Source organism: Georgenia alba (assembly GCF_042665525.1).
Taxonomy (GTDB): domain Bacteria; phylum Actinomycetota; class Actinomycetes; order Actinomycetales; family Actinomycetaceae; genus Allobogoriella; species Allobogoriella alba.
Map to the genome: position 1 here is coordinate 802,466 of NZ_JBHTCQ010000001.1, position 18,950 is coordinate 821,415.

At 73.0% G+C, this 18,950-nt stretch carries 19 protein-coding genes; 7 read left to right on the plus strand and 12 right to left on the minus strand.

Annotated elements, in window-relative coordinates; translation table 11 throughout:
- The first annotated feature begins 222 nt into the window (after positions 1-222).
- Entirely contained in the window at positions 223-819 is a 597-nt protein-coding gene (locus ACFQQL_RS03770) for a hypothetical protein (protein WP_382391401.1), read from the plus strand.
- 23 nt (positions 820-842) lie between these two features.
- Here the strand turns inward: ACFQQL_RS03770 and ACFQQL_RS03775 are convergent, their stop codons facing one another.
- The 3 genes from ACFQQL_RS03775 to ACFQQL_RS03785 all read right to left on the minus strand — a co-directional run bounded on the left by ACFQQL_RS03775 (position 843) and on the right by ACFQQL_RS03785 (position 3,452).
- Positions 843-1,118 carry a hypothetical protein gene (locus ACFQQL_RS03775; RefSeq protein ID WP_382391403.1) on the minus strand — a complete coding sequence of 92 codons (276 nt, stop codon included), beginning with the start codon at positions 1,116-1,118 and terminating at the stop codon, positions 843-845.
- Positions 1,115-2,785: a phosphoglucomutase (alpha-D-glucose-1,6-bisphosphate-dependent) gene (gene pgm, locus ACFQQL_RS03780; protein WP_382391405.1), complete on the minus strand. Its 1,671-nt coding sequence runs from the start codon at positions 2,783-2,785 to the stop codon at positions 1,115-1,117. Before pgm ends, ACFQQL_RS03775 begins: the two co-directional genes overlap by 4 nt.
- A 145-nt stretch (positions 2,786-2,930) precedes the next feature.
- Positions 2,931-3,452: a methylated-DNA--[protein]-cysteine S-methyltransferase gene (locus ACFQQL_RS03785; RefSeq protein ID WP_382391407.1), complete on the minus strand. Its 522-nt coding sequence runs from the start codon at positions 3,450-3,452 to the stop codon at positions 2,931-2,933.
- Between the two features lie 73 nt (positions 3,453-3,525).
- On the opposite strand from ACFQQL_RS03785, the gene ACFQQL_RS03790 reads away from it, so the two are divergent.
- On the plus strand, positions 3,526-3,879 hold the full coding sequence (locus ACFQQL_RS03790) for a rhodanese-like domain-containing protein (RefSeq protein WP_382391409.1): 354 nt from the start codon (positions 3,526-3,528) through the stop codon (positions 3,877-3,879).
- Between the two features lie 15 nt (positions 3,880-3,894).
- Here ACFQQL_RS03790 and ACFQQL_RS03795 read toward each other — a convergent pair whose 3' ends face one another.
- From ACFQQL_RS03795 to yczR, 7 genes are all read right to left on the minus strand, one after another.
- A complete protein-coding gene (locus ACFQQL_RS03795; RefSeq protein ID WP_382391411.1) occupies positions 3,895-4,767 on the minus strand; it encodes a sugar phosphate isomerase/epimerase family protein in 873 nt (290 codons plus the stop codon).
- A complete protein-coding gene (locus ACFQQL_RS03800) occupies positions 4,764-6,011 on the minus strand; it encodes a dihydrodipicolinate synthase family protein (RefSeq protein ID WP_382393776.1) in 1,248 nt (415 codons plus the stop codon). The genes ACFQQL_RS03795 and ACFQQL_RS03800 overlap by 4 nt, the downstream gene beginning before the upstream one ends.
- Before the next feature lie 35 nt (positions 6,012-6,046).
- Positions 6,047-7,210, minus strand: a complete 1,164-nt coding sequence (locus ACFQQL_RS03805) for a Gfo/Idh/MocA family protein (protein ID WP_382391413.1) — start codon at positions 7,208-7,210, stop codon at positions 6,047-6,049.
- A 94-nt stretch (positions 7,211-7,304) separates the two neighbouring features.
- Complete coding sequence (locus tag ACFQQL_RS03810; RefSeq protein WP_382391415.1) at positions 7,305-8,519, minus strand: RNA polymerase sigma factor; 1,215 nt, start codon at positions 8,517-8,519, stop codon at positions 7,305-7,307.
- 7 nt (positions 8,520-8,526) lie between these two features.
- Positions 8,527-8,862 carry a YciI family protein gene (locus ACFQQL_RS03815; RefSeq protein ID WP_382393778.1) on the minus strand — a complete coding sequence of 112 codons (336 nt, stop codon included), beginning with the start codon at positions 8,860-8,862 and terminating at the stop codon, positions 8,527-8,529.
- A gap of 5 nt (positions 8,863-8,867) precedes the next feature.
- A complete protein-coding gene (locus ACFQQL_RS03820; protein ID WP_382391417.1) occupies positions 8,868-9,239 on the minus strand; it encodes a YciI family protein in 372 nt (123 codons plus the stop codon).
- Between the two features lie 171 nt (positions 9,240-9,410).
- A complete protein-coding gene (gene yczR, locus ACFQQL_RS03825; RefSeq protein ID WP_382391419.1) occupies positions 9,411-10,838 on the minus strand; it encodes a MocR-like transcription factor YczR in 1,428 nt (475 codons plus the stop codon).
- 62 nt (positions 10,839-10,900) lie between these two features.
- Here yczR and yczE point away from each other — a divergent pair, with 62 nt between their 5' ends.
- Positions 10,901-11,581, plus strand: a complete 681-nt coding sequence (gene yczE / locus ACFQQL_RS03830) for a membrane protein YczE (RefSeq protein WP_382391421.1) — start codon at positions 10,901-10,903, stop codon at positions 11,579-11,581.
- Here the strand turns inward: yczE and ACFQQL_RS03835 are convergent.
- Complete coding sequence (locus ACFQQL_RS03835; protein WP_382391423.1) at positions 11,538-12,524, minus strand: LacI family DNA-binding transcriptional regulator; 987 nt, start codon at positions 12,522-12,524, stop codon at positions 11,538-11,540. The genes yczE and ACFQQL_RS03835 overlap by 44 nt on opposite strands.
- Positions 12,525-12,742: 218 nt before the next feature.
- On the opposite strand from ACFQQL_RS03835, the gene ACFQQL_RS03840 reads away from it, so the two are divergent.
- Positions 12,743-14,089 carry a Gfo/Idh/MocA family protein gene (locus ACFQQL_RS03840; RefSeq protein WP_382391425.1) on the plus strand — a complete coding sequence of 449 codons (1,347 nt, stop codon included), beginning with the start codon at positions 12,743-12,745 and terminating at the stop codon, positions 14,087-14,089.
- Positions 14,090-14,189: 100 nt separating this feature from the next.
- Here ACFQQL_RS03840 and ACFQQL_RS03845 read toward each other — a convergent pair whose 3' ends face one another.
- Positions 14,190-15,335 (minus strand): Gfo/Idh/MocA family protein, encoded by a 1,146-nt coding sequence (locus tag ACFQQL_RS03845; protein ID WP_382391427.1) that lies wholly within the window; start codon positions 15,333-15,335, stop codon positions 14,190-14,192.
- Between the two features lie 333 nt (positions 15,336-15,668).
- Between ACFQQL_RS03845 and ACFQQL_RS03850 the strand changes: the two genes are divergently transcribed.
- The 3 genes from ACFQQL_RS03850 (at position 15,669) to ACFQQL_RS03860 (ending at position 18,947) form a co-directional block, all read left to right on the plus strand.
- Positions 15,669-16,607 carry a carbohydrate ABC transporter permease gene (locus tag ACFQQL_RS03850; RefSeq protein WP_382391429.1) on the plus strand — a complete coding sequence of 313 codons (939 nt, stop codon included), beginning with the start codon at positions 15,669-15,671 and terminating at the stop codon, positions 16,605-16,607.
- 67 nt (positions 16,608-16,674) lie between these two features.
- Entirely contained in the window at positions 16,675-17,529 is an 855-nt protein-coding gene (locus tag ACFQQL_RS03855) for a carbohydrate ABC transporter permease (protein WP_382393780.1), read from the plus strand.
- Between the two features lie 98 nt (positions 17,530-17,627).
- Positions 17,628-18,947, plus strand: a complete 1,320-nt coding sequence (locus ACFQQL_RS03860) for an ABC transporter substrate-binding protein (RefSeq protein ID WP_382391431.1) — start codon at positions 17,628-17,630, stop codon at positions 18,945-18,947.
- The last annotated feature ends 3 nt before the right edge of the window (positions 18,948-18,950 follow it).

Genomic DNA, 18,950 nt, shown 5'->3' on the forward strand with positions numbered 1-18,950 from the left:
TCGCGGATCTCGGAGGTCCGAAACGCTCCGTGGGCCGGCAGCCGCGTGAGAGCATCCCTCGTGCGAATCGTTCTGGCCGCTGCCGCCCTCCTGCTCGTCGCTGGTTGCTCGTCCGCCGAGACGGTCACGGCATCCGCGAAACCGACCGGTGCCGAACCGTCCGAGTCGCCGGCCGCGGTGGAGGAGGAACCCGCCGAGAAACCCTCCGAGTCCCCTCCCGTCGTGGACGAGGAACCCGCTGAGGCGCCGTCCGAGACCGGCGCCGCGGAGGCCGCGGAGCCTGCCCCGGCCGCCGGCGCCTGCGCCCTGCTGTCCGCTGCCGAGGTGGAGCAGCTGCTCGGCGGACCCGGCAGCGTGCCGACGCCCGGTCAGAGCGCCGGGGTGCCGAACTGCCGCTGGTCCGGCGCCGACGGCCGGACCCTGCAGACGATCGCCGGGGGTGCCACCGAGTGGGCCCGCGGCCTGCCCGAGCTGGTCCGGGCCATCGAGGCGTCCGGGGCGGTCGATCTCGACGCCGAGGAGGTGGAGGCCCTGCGTCGCGGGGTGGAGATGGTCGAGGCCGGCCAGGACATCGAGGCCGGCGCGGCCTGTGACCTGTTCTCCGAGATGCTCCGGGTGCAGGGCGAGGAGCCGGGTACCCAGCGCGTCGTGGCGCTCTACCCGAACGCGGACGCGCCGCTCGCGGTCAGTGGTCAGGCGTGCACCGACGGACGTTTCACCTCCGTCGTGCTCCTGGACGAGGGGGGCTGGGAGGAGCCGCCGCCCCTCGAGCTGGTCGACGCCGCACTCGGGTCGGCGCACCGCGCGTCCCTGCGGTAGCGCCACGCCTGCCGCGGGGCGTGTCAGGCCGACGCGCGCCCGCGGCGCCGCGCGCCCAGCAGGTAGCCGAGCGCCCCGGCCAGGAGGATCAGCCCGAGCACCGCGAGGCACATCGGCAGGACGTCCGAGCGGTCCAGGACCACGAGGCCGGGCGCGAACGATTCGCCGGACAGCTGTGCGCGGGCAGACCAGGCGAACCACTCGGGCGTGGTGAGGACCCGCACGACCCCGCCCACCAGCAGCAGCGCACCGAGCACGGCGACCGCTCCGGCCGGCCTGGCCCGCCGCACGAGGCTCACCCCTCCAGCGCCGCGTCGACGACGCGTCTCGCCTCGTCCTGGACCTGCGCCAGGTGGTCCTCGCCACGGAAGGACTCGGCGTAGATCTTGTACACGTCCTCCGTGCCGGACGGACGCGCCGCGAACCACGCGTTCTCAGTGGTGACCTTGAGCCCCCCGATCGCTGCGCCGTTGCCCGGCGCCTCGACCAGGCGGTCGGTGATCGGCTCACCCGCCAGCTCGGTGGCGGCGACGTCGGACGGCTGGAGCTTGCCGAGGCGGGCCTTCTGCTCCTTGGTCGCCGGGGCGTCGATGCGGGCGTAGGCGCTGGCGCCGTGCCGCTCGACGAGCTCGCCGTGCAGCACGCTGGGCGACTTCCCGGTCACCGCGATGATCTCCGCCGCCAGCAGGGCGAGCAGGATGCCGTCCTTGTCGGTGGTCCACACCGTGCCGTCCGTGCGCAGGAACGAGGCCCCGGCGGACTCCTCGCCGCCGAAGGCGACCGACCCGTCGATCAGACCGGGGACGAAGTGCTTGAACCCGACCGGCACCTCGACGAGCCCGCGGCCCAGGTCCGCCGTCACCCGGTCGATGAGCGCCGAGGAGACCAGCGTCTTGCCGACAGCGGCGGACTCCGGCCACTCCGTGCGGTGGGTGAACAGGTACTGGATCGCGACGGCGAGGTAGTGGTTCGGGTTCATCAGCCCGCCGTCGGGCGTGACGATGCCGTGGCGGTCGGAGTCGGCATCGTTGCCGGTGGCCACGTCGTACGGCGCGTCACCGGACATGACCTCGCGCAGCGACGCCATGGCGGAGGGGGAGGAGCAGTCCATCCGGATCTTGCCGTCCCAGTCCAGCGTCATGAACGCCCACCGCGGGTCGACCTCGGGGTTCACGACCGTCAGGTCGAGGCCGTACCGCTCACCGATCGCGGCCCAGTACTCGACGGCGGCGCCGCCGAGGGGGTCGGCACCGATCCGCACGCCCGCAGAGCGGATCGCCGCGAGGTCGAGGACGTTGGCGAGGTCGTCCACGTACGCGCTGAGGTAGTCGTTCTTCCGGGTGGTGTCTGCCGCGAGGGCCTGCTCCAGCGGCAGGCGGGGCACCTTCTGCCAGCCCTCACGGAGGATCTCGTTCGCGCGGGCCGCGATCGCCGAGGTGGCGTCCGAGCCCGCCGGTCCGCCGTGCGGGGGGTTGTACTTGAAGCCGCCGTCCCGCGGCGGGTTGTGCGACGGCGTGACGACGATGCCGTCCGCCAGGCCGGGTCCCTCGGTCCGCACGCCACCGGTGGTCCCGGCGCCGTTGTCACGCAGGATGGAGTGGGAGACGGCGGGCGTGGGGGTCCACGAGTCCCGGGCGTCCACCCGCACCTCGACCTCGGCGGCGGCCAGCACCTCGACGGCGGTGCGCCAGGCCGGGTCGGACAGGGCGTGCGTGTCACGTCCCAGGTACAGGGCGCCGTCGTAGCCCTGGCTGCGGCGGTACTCGACGATCGCAGCGGTGGTGGCGACGATGTGCGCCTCGTTGAACGCGCGGTCGAGGCTCGAGCCCCGATGCCCGGAGGTGCCGAAGACGACCTGCTGGGCCGGGTCGTCGGGGTCGGGGGTGAGGTCGTAGTAGGCGGCGACCACCGCGTCGACGTCGATGAGGTCCTCGGGGAGTGCGGGCGTACCGGCGCGCTCGTGCATGCCCCCGATCCTGCCACCCGCGGCCGACACGCGACACGGCACGGCGGCGCCGTTCACCGGGCGCTCAACCGATCTCCACGGCCCGGACGCGCGGAGACCGGGCCGGTGCGGGCGAGGACGCCGGGCGGCCCGGCGCGGCCAGGGTTCAGAAGAGGTCGAGCGTCGCGGGCAGCACGCCCTCGTGCGCCAGCAGCCATTCCTTGGCCGCCCGGCCGCCGCCGAAGCCGCCGAGCCCGTCGGAGGCGAGCACCCGGTGGCACGGCACCACCACGGGAACCGGGTTCGAGCCCATGATCGAGCCCATCCCGCGGGCCGCCGGGTGCTCGGCCTGCCCGGTGCGCGCCGCGAGCTCGCCGTAGGTGATCGTCCGGCCGAACTCGACCGTCTGGTGGAGCACCTGCAGCACGTGGCGCTGCCGGCCCGAGGTGAGGCTCCAGTCCAGCGGCAGGTCGAAGCTCGTGCGCTCGCCGGCGAGGTACTCGCCGATCTGGGCAGCGGCGGCTCCGCCGTCGTGGCGGGCGGCCTGCAGGCCCAGCCGGTCGGCGGCGCGCCGCGCGGCCTCGGGACGTGCGCCGAAGGTCACGAGGACCAGCCCCGCCGTCGTCTCGCCGACGGTCAGCGCACCGACCGGTGCGGGCGCCGGGACCACGGACCATGCCAGCGTCATGGCCCCAGTGTCCTCCGGGCCACCCACACCCGTGCCGGGCGGCCGACGGTCCGGGGCATCTACGCTGGCGGACATGGCTCTTCCCGAGACACCCGGAACCCCGGTCACCGTCGGTGACCTCGACACCGCCGAGCCCGTCCCCGCCGGCTACGTGCTCCTCGACGTGCGCGAGCAGGACGAGTGGGATGCCGGCCACGCACCCGGCGCGGTGCACATCCCGATGGGCGAGCTCCCCGAGCGCATGGACGACATCCCCGAGGGCGAGCTGCTCGTGGTCTGCCGCTCCGGCGGCCGGTCGGCCCGCTCGGTGCAGTGGCTCAACCAGGTCGGCTTCGACGCGTACAACGTCAGCGACGGCATGAAGGGGTGGCACCGGGCCGGCCTGCCGCTGACCCGCGACGACGGCGGTGAGCCCGAGGTCATCTGACGCCGTGCCCGCGACCTACAGGTGCGGCTCCACGTACCTCGCGTACCGCTCCGCGACCGTCCGCGCGGTCTGCGCCGGGTCGGCCGCCCAGATCTCCTCGTTGAAGATCTCCGTCTCCACGTCGCCGTCGTAGCCGGCCTCGGCCACCCACCGCGAGATCGTGCGGAAGTCGACGTACCCGTCGCCCACGTGCCCCCGGGAGTTCAACGGCTCCTCGGCCAGCGGCAGGATCCAGTCGCAGACCTGGTAGCCCGCGATCCGGCCCTCGCGGCCGGCCCGTGCGATCGACTCCCGCAGCGCCGGGTCCCACCACACGTGGTAGGTGTCGACGACGACGCCGACGGTCTCCGCCGGGAACGGCGCGGCGAGGTCGAGCGCCTGCCCGAGCGTGGAGATGACCGCCCGGTCGGCGGCGAACATCGGGTGCAGCGCCTCGAGCACGATGCGCACGTCGTGCTCGGCGGCGAACGGCACCAGGTCGGCGACCCGGTCGGCCACGCGGGCACGGGTCGCCGCGAGATCCCTGTCCCCGTCCCCGGCGTCGGGACGGGGACCCTGGCCGGGCGCGCTCGTCGCCGGCAACCCGCCGACCACGAAGACGAGCTCGCGGGTGCCGACGGTCGCCGCCTCGACGATCGCCCGCCTGTTGTCCTCCAGCGCCGTGGCGATCCCCGCCTCGTCGGCGGCGGTGAGGAACCCGCCGCGGCAGAGCGAGGAGACCCGCAGGCCGGCCCCGGAGACGATCCGGGCGGCCGCCTCGGCACCGCCCTCCTGGACCTGGTGGCGCCACAACCCGACGGCGCCCATGCCGGCCCCGGCGGCGACCTCGACGAGCTCGGTCAGCGACGCGTGCTTCACGGTGGCGCTGTTGAGCGAGCAGCGGCTCATGCCTCGACCCCGTTCGTCACCAGCAGCGCCTGAAGACGCCGCGCCGCGAGCTCCGGCTCCAGCAGCATGCCGCAGTCGTCGGCGAGCCGGGCCAGCTCCACCAGGTGCGGCAGCGACCGGCCGGAGTGCAGCCCGCCGACCAGCTGGAAGCCGGGCTGGAACCCGTTCAGCCAGGACAGGAAGGCCACACCGGTCTTGTAGTAGTACGTCGGCGCGGCGAAGATGTGCCGGCCCAGCGGCTCGGTGGAGGCGAGGATGGCGTGCCCGCGCGCGGCGCCGGCCCCGGCAGGGGCTGCGCCGCCGTCCGCCACGTCCTCGTCGAAGGCCTGCAGCGCCGTGGAGGCGGCCGGGTAGATCGCCGCGAAGATCCCCAGCAGGGCATCGGAGTGGCCCTGCTCGTCACCGGCGATGAGCTCGGGGTAGTTGAAGTCGTCGCCGGTGTAGAGCCGCACCCGCGAGCCTTCGAGCGCGGCGAGGGAGCGCCGCAGGCCGACCTCGTGCTGCGCGTCCAGCAGCGAGACCTTCACGCCGTCGATCCGGTCCTGGTGGGCGCGGATCAGGTCGAGGAAGGTGCGGGTCGCGGTGCTGACTGTCTCCGAGCCCCAGTACCCCGCCAGCGCCGGGTCGAACATCGGGCCGAGCCAGTGCAGGATCACCGGCTCGTCGGCCTCGGCGAGCACGGCGTCGTACACGCGGGCGTAGTCCTCGGCCGCGCGGGCCACCTTCGCCAGGGCGCGGGAGGCCATGACGATGACCTGGGCGCCGGCGTCCTGGACCACGTGCACCTGCTCCCGGTACGCGTCCACGACGGCGGAGAGTCCCGCCTCGCCCGGCTCCACGGCCGCGGGGTCCAGCTGGTCCGTGCCGGCACCGCACGCGACCCGGGCGCCGGCCGTCTTCGCCTCCGCGGCCGAGCGGCGCACCAGCTCCTGCGTGGCGGCCCAGTCCAGGCCCATGCCGCGCTGGGCGGTGTCCATGGCGTCGGCGACGCCGAGCCCGTGCTCCCAGATGCGGTGCCGGTAGGCGAGCGTGGCGTCCCAGTCGACCGAGGCCGGTGAGCCCGGCGTGTTGTCCGCCCCGACCTGCGGGACCACGTGCGCCGCGGCGAACGCGACGCGGGACGTCAGCGGGCCCTCGGGGACGGTCCACGGGCCGGGCGCGTGCAGCGTGCGCTCCTCGGTGCCGGCCACCCGGCCGTCGTCGTCGAACCGGGGTAGCCGGACGGTGACGCCGCTGGAGCCCAGGACGTGTGCGGCGCTCGCCGCCGCGGACCCGCCGCTCACAGCGCGATCTCCGGGATCGGCAGGGTGCGGCCCTCGGCCGAGGACTGCAGGCCCAGCTCGGCGAGCTGGACGCCGCGGGCGGCGGAGAGCAGGTCGTACCGGTGCGGGCGCCCGGCGACGGCGTCCCGCAGGAACTCCTCCCACTGCAGCTTGAACCCGTTGTCCAGGTCGGCGTTCGCCGGCACCTCCATCCACTGGTCGCGGAACGGCTCGGTGACCGGCAGGTCCGGGTTCCACACGGGCTTCGGCGTGTGCGCGCGCTGCTGCGCGACGCACCGGCGAAGGCCCGCGACCGCCGACCCGTGCGTGCCGTCCACCTGGAACTCGACCAGCTCGTCCCGGAACACCCGGACCGCCCAGGAGGAGTTGATCTGCGCCACGACCGGGTCGCCGCCGGGGGTGGTGACCTCGAAGATGCCGTAGGCGGCGTCGTCGGCCGTGGCGGCGTACTGGTGGCCCTGCTCGTCCCACCGGGTGGGGATGTGCGTGACGGCCTTGGCGGTGACCGACCGGACCTGGCCGAGGATGCCCTCGAGCACGTAGTTCCAGTGGCAGAACATGTCGACGGTGATGCCGCCGCCGTCCTCCTTGCGGTAGTTCCAGCTGGGGCGCTGCGCGGACTGGGTCTCGCCCTCGAAGACCCAGTAGCCGAACTCGCCGCGCAGGGACAGGATGCGGCCGAAGAAGCCCTCGTCCACGAGCCGGCGCAGCTTGACCAGGCCGGGCAGGTAGAGCTTGTCGTGCACGACGCCGACCGTCACGCCGGTCTCACGCTGGAGCCGGGCGAGCGCGACGGCCTCCTCGAGCGTCTCGGCCGTCGGCTTCTCCGTGAAGATGTGCTTGCCGGCCCTCATGGCCGCGGTGAGTGCCGCGGGCCGGCGCGAGGTGACCTGGCCGTCGAAGTACACGTCCACGCTGTCGTCCGCGATGACGGCGTCGGCGTCCGTGGTCCAGTGCTCGACGTCGTGCAGCTCGGCGAGCTCCCGGAGCTTCTCGGCCCGGCGGCCGACGAGGATCGGCTCGACCTGGACCTTGGTGCCGTCCTCGAGCTCGACGCCACCCGCGTCACGGATCGGCAGGATCGAGCGGACGAGGTGCTGGCGGTAGCCCATGCGGCCGGTGACACCGTTCATGGCGATGCGGAGCGTGCGGGTGGTCATGGATGTGGTCTCTCCGTCGAGGGGGTCGCGTGGGTCGGAATGCGCTTTCCGCAACGTACGGGCGGGGCACCTCGCTGTCAACAGCCGCGTCGTCTCAGCCGACGGATTCCCGACGGCGGAGCAGATGCTCCCGCTCGACGTCGTTCCGGCACAGCGCGATCGCGGCGTCGAAGTCCCGTCGCGCCGCGACGCGGTCCCCGACCCGGGCGTGGAGCTCGGCCCGGACCGCCGGGAGCCGGTGACCCGGCAGCGCGAGGCCCTCGAGCGCCGCCAGGCCAGCCGCCGGACCGTCGGCCTCGGCGACGGCGACCGCCCGGTTGAGCCGCACTACCGGGGTGTCCGTCAGCGCGAGGAGCTCGTCATAGCGGGCCACGATCCGGTCCCACGCGGTTGCCTCGGCGGTGGGTGCGACGGCGTGCTCGGCCGCGATGAGGGCCTGCAGCAGGTATGGCGCCGGGGGAGCGGTGGCCTGCGGCGCAAGGAGATCCAGTGCGACGGCGATCTCCTCGTGGCGCCACCTCGTGCGGTCCTGCTCGGGCAGGAGCACCAGCGCCCCGTCCCGTACCCGCGCGTCCCGCCGGGAGTGCTGGAGCAGCATGAGCGCCTCCAGCGCGACCAGCTCCCGTCCGTCGACCTCCGCCGGGAGGACCGACCGGAGCACCCGGACGAGCCTGATCGCCTCGCCGGCGAGCTCGGTGCGCACCGCGTCCGGCCCGGCGCCGGGGGCGTACCCGGCGGTGAAGGTGAGGTAGGCGACGTCCGCCACGACCGTGACGCGCTCGACCAGCTCGGCACCGTCCGGGACCGCGAAGGAGGCGCCGGCAAGCCGCTTGCGCGCCCGGGTCAACCGGGCCGCCATCGTCGACGTGGACTGCAGGAACAGGCGCGCGACGTCCTCGGTGGACAGGCCCAGCACCAGCCGGAGGGTGAGCGCCGCGGCAGCCTCGCGGGACAGCGACGGGTGCGCGCAGAGCAGCACCAGGCGCAGCCGCTCGTCCACGATCGCCTCCCCGGCGTCCGCCATGACCCGTTGCGCCGCCTCGGTGAGATCGGCGTCGACGGCGAGCAGCGGCATCCGGCGGACCAGCACCCGTTCCGACCGCAGCCGGTCGATGATCCGGCGGCGCGCCGTGGTGAGCAGCCAGGCCGGGGCGTTGGCCGGCTCCCCGTCGACCGGCCAGGTCCGCGCGGCGGCCTCGAACGCGTCGGCGAGCCCGTCCTCGGCGAGGTCGAGGCGGCGGTACCGCGCGACGAGCAGGGCCAGCAGGCGGCCCCACTCGTCGCGCAGCAGCTCCTCGAGCGGCGTCACCGCTCGGTCATCCGTCGGTCGTCGGGCGGATCTCGACGGTGATGTGGTCGGCCAGCAGATGAGCCAGCTCCACGGCGGTGTCCATGTCGGGCACGTCGATCACGTAGAACCCGCCGAGCTGCTCCACCGTCTCGGCGTACGGCCCGTCGGTCACCGGTCGGTCCGGGCCCGGCCGGAGGGTGCGTGCGGTCGACGGGTCGGCGAGCCCTTCCCCGGCCACCACCTCGCCGCGCTCGCGCACGGCGGCGGCGAACGCCTCGAGGCTCGCGAACAGGCGGTCCCGCTGCTCCGGCGTCGCCGCGGCCCACTTCGCGTAGTGGTCTGCCTCGATCAGCTGAACCATGTACCTCACGACGGCGCCCCCTCCTCCGGGGCGGGGACCGTGGCCCGGACCTCGACCGCGCCGTCGCCGTCGGCGAGGAGGGCGCACACCTCGAGCAGGTCCTCGAGGTCGTCGGACTCGATGAGGTAGAAGCCGCTGAGCTGTTCGACCGTCTCCGCGTAGGGCCCGTCGGTGACGACGACCCGCCCGTCGTCCCGGCGCACCTGCCTGGTCTCGCGCGAGTGGGTCAGCTCCGCCCCGCCGGTCACCGTGTGCCCGCGTTCGGCGAGCGCCCGAGCGAACTCGCGGTGCCGCTCGTACACGGCGGCCCGCTGCTCGGCGGTCGCTCGTTCCCAGGTCGACTCGTCGGCGGGCAGGAGGACGACGTACTCGGTCATGACAGTTCCTCTCTCGTCAGGGAGTGTGTCACCTCCATGACGTGCGGGGAACGCCCGGATCGACACGCTCGGCGCACCCGGGCCGGGAGACCTGGACCGGGCCACTCAGGCCAGGACAGCCAGGCAGGACAGTCAGGCAGGACAGTCAGGCAGGACAGTCAGGCAGGACAGTCAGGCCAGGACCACGCGAGGGCGACGCCCCGCGGCCGACCCGGCCCGGACGGCCTCCCACGTCACGGCGAGCCGCCCGACCGCCTCCCGGAGCTCGTCGGCCGGGTGGGCGAACGGCAGCCGCAGGAAGGAGTCCATGCCACCCTCGACGGCGAACGCCGGGCCGGGCGTCACGGCGACACCACGACGTGTCGCGGCGGCGGCCAGGCGGCTCGCGGCGCGGGTCGGCAGCTCGATCCACAGGGACAGCCCGCCTCCGGGGAGGGTGAGACGCCACTCGGGCAACAGCTCCGCCGTGGCCGTCACGACCGCGTCGCGCTGCGCCCGGAGCAGCCGCCGGCGCTCGGCGAGGATCTGCTCGGCGCCGAGCAGCCGGTGCGCCACGAGCTGCTCGAGGACGGGGGCGCCGAGGTCGAGGCTGACCCTCGTCCGGGTCAAGGGCTCGACCCACCGGTGCGGCGCCCGGATCCACCCGAGCCGCAGGCCGCCCCAGAACGCCTTGCTCGTGCTGCCGACAGTGATCGCGCCGTCCGCGTGCGCGGCGAGCGGGCGAGGCATCCGCTGTCCGTCGAGGGCCAGCGGCCAGAGCGTCTCGTCGACGAGCGCGACGGTGCCGGCCGACCGCAGGGCGTGCGCGAGCTGGGCGCGCTGCGCGTCGTCCATCAGGTGCCCGGTCGGGTTCTGGAAGTCAGGGACGAGGTAGGCGAGCCGTGGCTGGGTCTGGTGCAGAGTCTCCGCCATCGCCGCGATGTCCCAGTCCGTCGGCTCGACCGGCAGCGCGACGGGCCTGGCGCCGCGGGTGCGGACCGCCTCGGAGGCGTTGGGGTACGTCGGCGATTCCAGGGCGACGCGCTCGCCCGGGGAGACCACCGTGTGGAGGACGACGGCGATGGCGGACAGGGCGCCGGAGGTGATGAGGATCTGATCGGGGTCGGTCGGCAGGCCTCGTGCGCGGTAGTGCTCGGCGACCGTGGACTGCAGGGCCGGCAGACCGGTAGGGAAGTAGCCGTGGCCGCCGAGGTAGACCGGCAGGTCGGAGACGGCCTCCGCGTACAGCGTCGCGAGGCCGGCCGGTGCCTTGCCGGCGGCGACGGTCAGGTCGGTGAGGACGTCGCCGTCGGCATGCGGTCGCAGCACCCGGTCCAGCGCCTGAGCTCGCCCGCCGGGGATGCGGGTGAAGGTGCCGGAGCCGTGGCGGGCATGGGCGTAGCCGTGCTCGCGCAGCACGGCGTAGGCCCGGGTGACGGTGGTGCGCGAGACGCCGAGCGCCGACGTCAGGTCGCGCTCGCTCGGCAGTCGCACGTCGCGCCCGATGCGCCCGTCCCCGACGAGCAGTGCGAGGGCGTCGGCCAGGCCCGCGTAGGCAGGAGACCGGTCGAAGTCGCCGAGGAGACCGGCAAGGCGACTGGCGCTGATGGCCTGAGGCACGAAGGCCACCCTTCCACAAGTGGACCTTTCAAGGAAGGCCACTTCGGTGCGACGGTAACGGGATGACTGGCCTGCCCACCCGCCCCACACCCGCCCCGCTGGCCGACCTCGGCCCGCTCGACCAGCTCCGCGCGGGCCGGCTGGGGCGGCGGCTGCCCCAGCTGCTCTTCGGGCTCCTCCTCTACGGGGCGAGCCTCGCCATGATGGCCCGCGGTGGTCTCGGGATGGCGCCGTGGGACGTCCTGCACTCCGGTCTCGCCCGTCACCTGCCCATCACGCTCGGCCAGGCGGTCGTGCTCATGAGCTTCGTCGTGCTCCTCGCCTGGATCCCCCTTCGTGAGCGCCCGGGCCTCGGCACGCTGGCGAACGCCGTGCTGGTCGGCCTGGCCGCCGACCTGACGCTTGCGGTTCTCGCCGCACCGGACGCGCTGGTGCCGCGCATCGCGCTGATGGTGGGCGGCGTCGTCCTCAACGGCGTCGCGACCGCCCTGTACATCGGGGCGCAGCTCGGCCGTGGTCCACGTGACGGGTTGATGACCGGCCTGCATCACCGCACCGGCCGATCCCTGCGGGTGGTGCGCACCGTGCTCGAGCTGCTCGTCCTGGGGGCCGGGCTCCTCCTCGGCGGCACGGCCGGGATCGGGACGCTCGTGTACGCGGTCGCGATCGGGCCGGTGGCGCAGGCGGTCCTGCCCCATCTCACCGTGCCGGTGTCGACTCCCGCAGGACGACCTCCCCGCTGACCGTCACCTCCCGCACGCCGCCCGCCACGTCCAGCGCGAGCGGGGTGGCGAGCCGGCCCATCTCCTCCAGCGGCAGATGCACCGTCGTCAGGGCCGGCGAGACGTCCCGGAGCGTGGTGATGTCGTCGAACCCGGCGAAGGCGAGGTCGCGGGGCACCTCCAGCCCGAGATCCCGGGCGGCGGTCATGGCGCCGAGCGCCATGACGTCGTTGACCGCCCACACGAGCTCGACGTCGGGGGCCTGCTCGCGGAGCCTGGCGAGCCCCTCGTACCCGCCGTCCCGGGTGAACGCGCTGGGCACGACGGCGGCCGGCGCGATGCGTGCGGCGTCCAGCGCTGCCACGAAGCCGGTCGTCCGCTCCCGGGCGGTGAGGTGCCGCTCCGGGCCGGCGAGGATGCCGAACCGGCGATACCCCTGATCGAGCAGTGCCTCGGCGAGGGCGGACGCGCCCCCCGCGTTGTCGGCGTGCACCGCGCTGACCCCGAGCACCGGCTGCCCCACCACCGCGGCGGTCCCACCCCTCTTCCGGTACGCCTCCAGCGCCTCGCGCAGCGCCGCGTTCGCGCGGTCGTCGTCCTGCCGCCCACCCGCCAGGATGATGGCCCGCGCCCGCTGCTGCTGGAGGGTCTGGACGAAGGCGAGCTCCCGCTGCGGGTCGTGCTGGGTGTTGGCCAGGGTCACCGCGAGGTGCTCGGCGTCGGCGGCGGCGGTCACCCCCGCCGCGATCGCGGAGAAGTACGGGTCCCGGATGTCGTGCACGACGAGACCGATGATCGCGGTCCGGCCCCGTGCCATGGCCTGCGCGTTCGCGTCCGGCGAGTACTCGAGCCTGGCGGCGACCTCGAGCACCCGGCGCTGCAGCTCCTCCCCGACCGTGCGGTCCGGGCTGCCGTTGATCGCGCGCGACGCCGTCGCCATCGAGACACCCGCCTCGCGGGCCACGTCGCTGAGCGTGACGCCCGGGGCCGGCGTGCGTCGACCGCGCGGACTCATCGGCCCCGCGCGCGGCTACTGCGCTGGTCGTCCATGGCTCCCCTTCGCCGGCCGGTGCCCGGCACCGTAGCAGCAGGTCCGGGCGGTGCGGCGGGACAGGGCAGGCCGCCCGACCATGGCATGCTGGAGTAAGCGCTTACACACCCGATCGCACGAGGAGCACGCCGATGACGACAGCCCCTGCCACGCCCACCGTCCGCCGCTACGCCGTCGCCGGCACGGGACACCGCGCGAGCATGTACGTCCACGCCATCATCGGCCCGCACGCGGACGTCGCGGAGCTGGTGGCGTGGTGCGACACCAACCCGGGGCGCATCGACTACTACGACGGCGTCGTCGCGGACGCGGGCGGGGCGCCGCTGCCGCGGTACGCACCCGAGGCGCTCGAGGCGATGATCGCGGAGAACGCGGTGGACGTCGTCGTGGTGACCTCGCCCGACCACACCCACGCCGACCTCGTGACCCGCGCGCTCGAGGCGGGTGCCGACGTCGTCGTCGAGAAGCCGTTGACGACCGACGCCGAGGGGTGCCGGCGCATCACCGAGGCGGTGCGCCGCACGGGCCGGGACCTGGTCATGACGTTCAACTACCGGTACTCGCCCAGGAACTCCTCCCTCAAGGAGGTCATCGCCTCCGGACGCATCGGCGCGGTGACCTCGGTGCACTTCGAGTGGGCGCTGGACACCGTCCACGGCGCGGACTACTTCCGGCGCTGGCACCGCCAGAAGGCAGGCTCCGGCGGCCTGCTGGTGCACAAGTCGTCCCACCACTTCGACCTCGTGAACTGGTGGCTGGCGGACACCCCGACCCGCGTGTACGCCCGCGGGCGTCTCGCCTTCTACGGGGACGCCGGCGCCGGCGCACCCCAGGCCGGGCCCCGGCCGGCCCGCGGCGCCGAGGCCGCGCCGGGCGACCACTGGTCGCTGGACATGAGTCAGGACGAGCACCTCAAGAAGCTCTACCTCGACGCCGAGCACCACGACGGCTACCTTCGCGACCAGGACGTCTTCGCACCCGGCATCACCATCGAGGACAACATGGCCGTGCTGGCGGACTACCGCGGCGGTGCGCTGCTGACCTACTCCCTCAACGCCCACGCCCCGTGGGAGGGCTACCGCGTCACGGTCAACGGCACGGAGGGGCGCGCCGAGCTCGAGGTGGTCGAGCGCGGCTCGGTCGAGGTCGACGCGCAGGGTCAGGCGCTGCTCGACCCGAGCGCCAAGGAGGCCGCCGACGCGGACGATCTGCGCCCGAGGGGCGAGCGGCTGGTCGTCCAGCGGCACTGGGAACGCGCGGCGGAGGTCGAGATCCCGATGGGGGTCGGCTCGCACGGCGGCGGTGACGCGATCCTGCTCGGTGACATCTTCAACGGCCCGAGCGAGGATCCCCTGGGCCGGCCGGCCGGGTACCTCGACGGCGTGCGTGCCGTCGCCGTCGGCATCGCGGCCAACGAGTCGATCCGGACCGGCGAGCCGGTCGACATCGTCCGGCTCGGCCTGGGCGTCGACCTCTGACCCGGCCCGGAATCCCCGCGAGGGGGTGAACCGGTCGCGCCCGAGGGGGACCGGCCCCGCGGAGGGACCGGCGCCCCCCCGGGCAGACCGGGCAGACCGGTCAGCGGGCGGCGGCGTCCCGTGCCCAGGGCGCGCCCAGGCCGGTGAAGGTCCGCAGCTCCTCGGCCACGCGTCGGCACCAGAGCTCGGCGTCCCGCACCTGGACCCGGCCCCCGACATGCTCCACATGGGCGACGTCGATCTGGGCCGGGTCGGGCGCGGTGCGGACCGCCTCCATCACCCGCATGAACCCGCCCGCGTCCGCGAGCCCGCTCAGCAGCGGGACCGACCGGTCCCTCACGTGCGCCACGAGGTTGGGCAGCAACCCGGTGGTGGAGGCGGTCGACGTCCGGGTCCCGCGGGCGGTGACCACCTCGATCTCGTCGATCTTGTACCGCAGCACGATCCGGCCGGCGGTCCCGTGCACCAGGACCTCCGGCTCCCGGTCCGCGGCCGCGCAGAGGGTTAGGCCCAGCGCCACCGGCAGTCCGTCGGTGGTCACGACCCGTACCGCGGACGTGTCGTCCGCCTCGATGTCGTTGGCGTGGAAGAGCTCCACCTCGACGGTCTCGACCCGCTCGGCGCGCCGCGCGCCGGCAACACGCAGCGCGGCCTGCACCGCGTGGGCGAACGGGTTGGTCACCACGCCGTCGACCACCTCGACGCCGTCCAGGCGGCGCCGGCCCGCCCACGCCGCCCGCGCGTAGTACGCGGGCTCCCGGACCCACGCTCCGACCGCACCCACGCCGCGCACCTCGCCGATCTCCCCCGCGGCGACGATCTCGGCGATCCGGTCGTACGCCGTCGAGCCGTCCGCCTGGAAGCCGACCTGGACCGCCCGGTCCGTCTCCGCGGCAACCGCGAGCAGCTGCTGGTAGTCGGCCCACGTCGCAGTCGGTGGCTTCTCCACGAGGACGTGGCAGCCGGCATGCACCGCCTGTACGGCGAGCGGGGCGTGGGTGGGGATCGGGCTGGCGATGGCGACGACGTCCGGGACCTGGTCCGCCAGCAGCGAGGTGAGGGAGTGGTAGGCGGGTACGTCACCGGCGAGCTCGAGCGCCTCGCCCTCGAGCGGGCGCGGGTCGACGACGCCGCAGAGCAGCGCGGCGGGCCTCATCGCCCGCAGCGCGCGGAGATGGATGCGTCCGAAGCCCATGGCGCCGACGACGGCGACCCGGACGGGGGTGGTCGGGTCCGGGCTCGTCATGCCGGAAGCGTTTACGCAGCCGGTGCCGCTGTCAAGCCGCCGACCCCGGCGCGCTCCGGGCACCGTCCGCGCCAGGAATCGCATGGTCGCGCGCGGGCTTCCGGGCAGTTCCCAGGGTTTACGGGTTCCGCCGTCCGGCACGCTTGACGGCAGCCAGGCACGCGTCCATAGTGGAAGCGCTTTCCTAACCGCTGGCGCACGCTCCGCCGGTACATCGACGACGATCCACCGAGGAGGACGCATGAGGCGCTTCCCCGTCACTGTCACCTGGCAGACAGACTTCCGTCCCGCCGCCGCGCAGCGTGCGGTCCTGCGCGGCGGAAGACTCGCCTGATGTCCGTCGTCGCAGAGCTGTCCCGCCTGAGGCGGAGCGGCGGCAAACGCTCGATCGCCCCGGCCGAGCGCGGCGACGGCAAGGCCGCCGTCGTGTTCATGGCGCCGTGGTTCGTCGGCCTGATCCTCATCACCGTCGGACCGCTCGTGGCGTCCCTGTACCTGTCGTTCACCGATTACGACCTGCTGACGGACCCCGGCTGGATCGGCGCGCAGAACTACGTCGAGATGCTGACCGACCAGCGGCTGCACAACGCGCTGGGCGTCACGTTCACCTACGTCGCCGTCTCGGTCCCGCTCCAGCTGATCCTGGCGCTCGCGCTGGCGGTGGTCCTCGATCGCGGTCTGCGCGGGCTGGCGATCTACCGGTCGATCTTCTACCTGCCCTCGCTGCTCGGCGGCTCGGTGGCGATCGCCATCCTGTGGCGGCAGGTCTTCGGCACCCGCGGTCTGATCAACCAGGTCCTGGAGCTCTTCGGCATCCAGGGGCAGGGCTGGGTCTCGCACCCGGACTACGCCCTCGGCACGATCATCATCCTGAACGTCTGGACGTTCGGCGCCCCGATGATCATCTTCCTGGCGGGCCTGCGGCAGATCCCGACGATGTACTACGAGGCCGCGGCCATCGACGGGGCCGGCAAGTGGCGGCAGTTCTTCTCGATCACCGTGCCGCTGCTGACCCCCATCATCTTCTTCAACCTGGTCCTGCAGGTGATCGGGGCGTTCCAGGCGTTCACGCAGGCGTTCGTGGTCTCCGGCGGCACGGGTGGCCCGGCGGACTCGACGTTGTTCTACACGCTCTACCTCTACCAGCAGGGGTTCCGGTCGTTCGACATGGGCTACGCCTCCGCCATGGCGTGGGTGCTCCTGCTGATCATCGCGGCGCTCACAGCCATCAACTTCTTCGCCTCGCGTTTCTGGGTTTTCTACAATGACTGAGCCGACGACCACGCCGACGGAGCGTGAGACCAAGCGGGGCGAGACCCTCTCCGAGATCGCGGCGTCGATGCCGGACACGCGGCCGGCGTCCGGGTTCGTGTGGTGGCGCTCCGGCCTGAAGCACCTGATCCTGCTGCTGTGCGGCGTGGGCATGCTGTACCCGCTGCTGTGGATGCTGTCCTCGTCCATCAAGCCGAACGACGTCATCTTCCGTGAGCCGGGCCTGATCCCCTCGGACGTCGACTTCAGCAACTACCTGGACGGCTGGACGGCGCTGCTCCACCCGTTCTCGCACTACCTGCTGAACTCCGCGATCATCGTTGCCGGCGCCGTGCTGGGGAACCTCATCTCCTGCGCGATGGCGGCGTACGCGTTCGCACGGCTGAACTTCCGGCTCCGCGGGCTGTGGTTCGCGATCATGCTGATCTCGATCATGCTGCCGATCCACGTGATCATCGTCCCGCAGTACGTGCTCTTCTCGGAGCTGGGCTGGATCAACACGTTCCTGCCGCTGGTGGTGCCGAAGTTCCTCGCCACGGACGCGTTCTTCGTGTTCCTCATGGTCCAGTTCTTCCGCGGCATCCCCAAGGAGCTGGACGAGGCGGCGCGGATCGACGGCGCCGGCCACGGCCGCATCTTCTTCCAGGTCATGCTGCCGCTCTCGCTGCCGGCCCTCGCCACGACGGCCATCTTCACGTTCATCTGGACGTGGAACGACTTCTTCTCCCAGCTGATCTTCCTCACCCGGCCGGAGAACTACACGGTGCCCATCGCGCTGAACACGTTCGTGGACTCCACCGGTGAGTCCAGCTGGGGGGCGCTGTTCGCCATGTCGATCGTCTCCCTGCTCCCGGTCTTCTTCGTCTTCCTGTTCGGCCAGAAGTACCTCGTGAAGGGGATCGCGACGACGGGCATCAAGTAACCGCTCCGGCGGCCACCGCCGCCGGACCGGCACCGACAACTCCATTACCGCGGGCAACGTAGCCCGCACCACCCTTGGACAGAGAGGTCTAGCGGATCATGAGAGCACCGGCACGGCGGATGTTCCTGGCGACGGCCGCCGCGGCGGCCCTGGCGGTCACGGCCGCCTGCGGCCAGGCGGACAACATGGACGACCAGGGCGGCGGAGGCGGGGGCGGTGACGACGGCGGGCAGGTCACCCTGCGCTGGGCCTGGTGGGGCTCGGACGTCCGGCACGAGATGAACAACCGGCTCATCGAGATGTACGAGGCCGAGAACCCGAACGTCAACATCGAGCCGGACTTCACCGACTGGGACAGCTACTGGGACCGTCTCGCGACCGCCACCGCCGGCGGAGACACCCCCGACATCATGCAGCAGGAGGAGCGGTACCTCCGCGAGTACGGGAGCCGCGGCGTGCTCGCCGACCTCTCCCAGTACGACATCGACACCTCCGCGCTCGACGACTCGATCCTCGCCAGCGGCGAGTTCGACGGCGGTCTGTACGGCCTCGCGAACGGCGTGAACGTGTACTCGCTCCTGGCGAACCCACGGGTGTTCGAGGACGCCGGTGTCCCGTTCCCGGATGACACGACCTGGACCTGGGACGACTTCAAGGAAGCCATGACGGCCGTCGGGGCCAGCGGTGAGGACGTCTACGGCCTCGTGGACCACAACGCGAACGAGGCAGGCTTCCACGTCTACGCGCGTCAGCACGGCCAGGCGCTCTACACCGAGGACGGCCAGCTGGGGTACGAGGACGAGCTGCTGGTGGAGTACTGGAACATCGCACTCGACCTGCAGGAGAGCGGCGGCCAGACTCCCGCCTCGCTCAGCTCCGAGCAGGTCGACATCGCCCCTGAGCAGTCCCTGATGGGCCAGGGCCGTGCGGCCGTGGGCGTCTGGTGGTCCAACCAGCTCGCGACGCTGGAGCAGGCCGCGGGCGAGCCGCTGGAGATCATCCGCTGGCCCGGCGAGACCGAGTTCGACCAGCCCGGGATGTACTACAAGCCGGGCATGTTCGTCTCGATGTCGGCCACCACGGAGCACCCGGAGGAGGCGGCGGCATTCATCGACTGGATGAACAACAGCGTCGAGGCCGGCGAGGTCATCCTCACCGACCGTGGCCTGCCCACGAACCTCGACGTGCGCGAGGCGATCATGGACGACCTCCCGGAGCCGGAGCAGCGTGCCGCGGAGTTCCTGGCGGACCTGGAGGACGAGGTCGTCGACAACCCGCCCGTCCCGCCCGTGGGGTCGGGCGACACCCAGGAGATCCTCACCCGGTACAACACCGAGGTCCTCTTCGGACGCCTGACGCCGGAGGAGGCCGCGGCCCAGTTCCGCGCCGAGGTCGAGGCGGCGATCGGGCAGCAGTGAGAG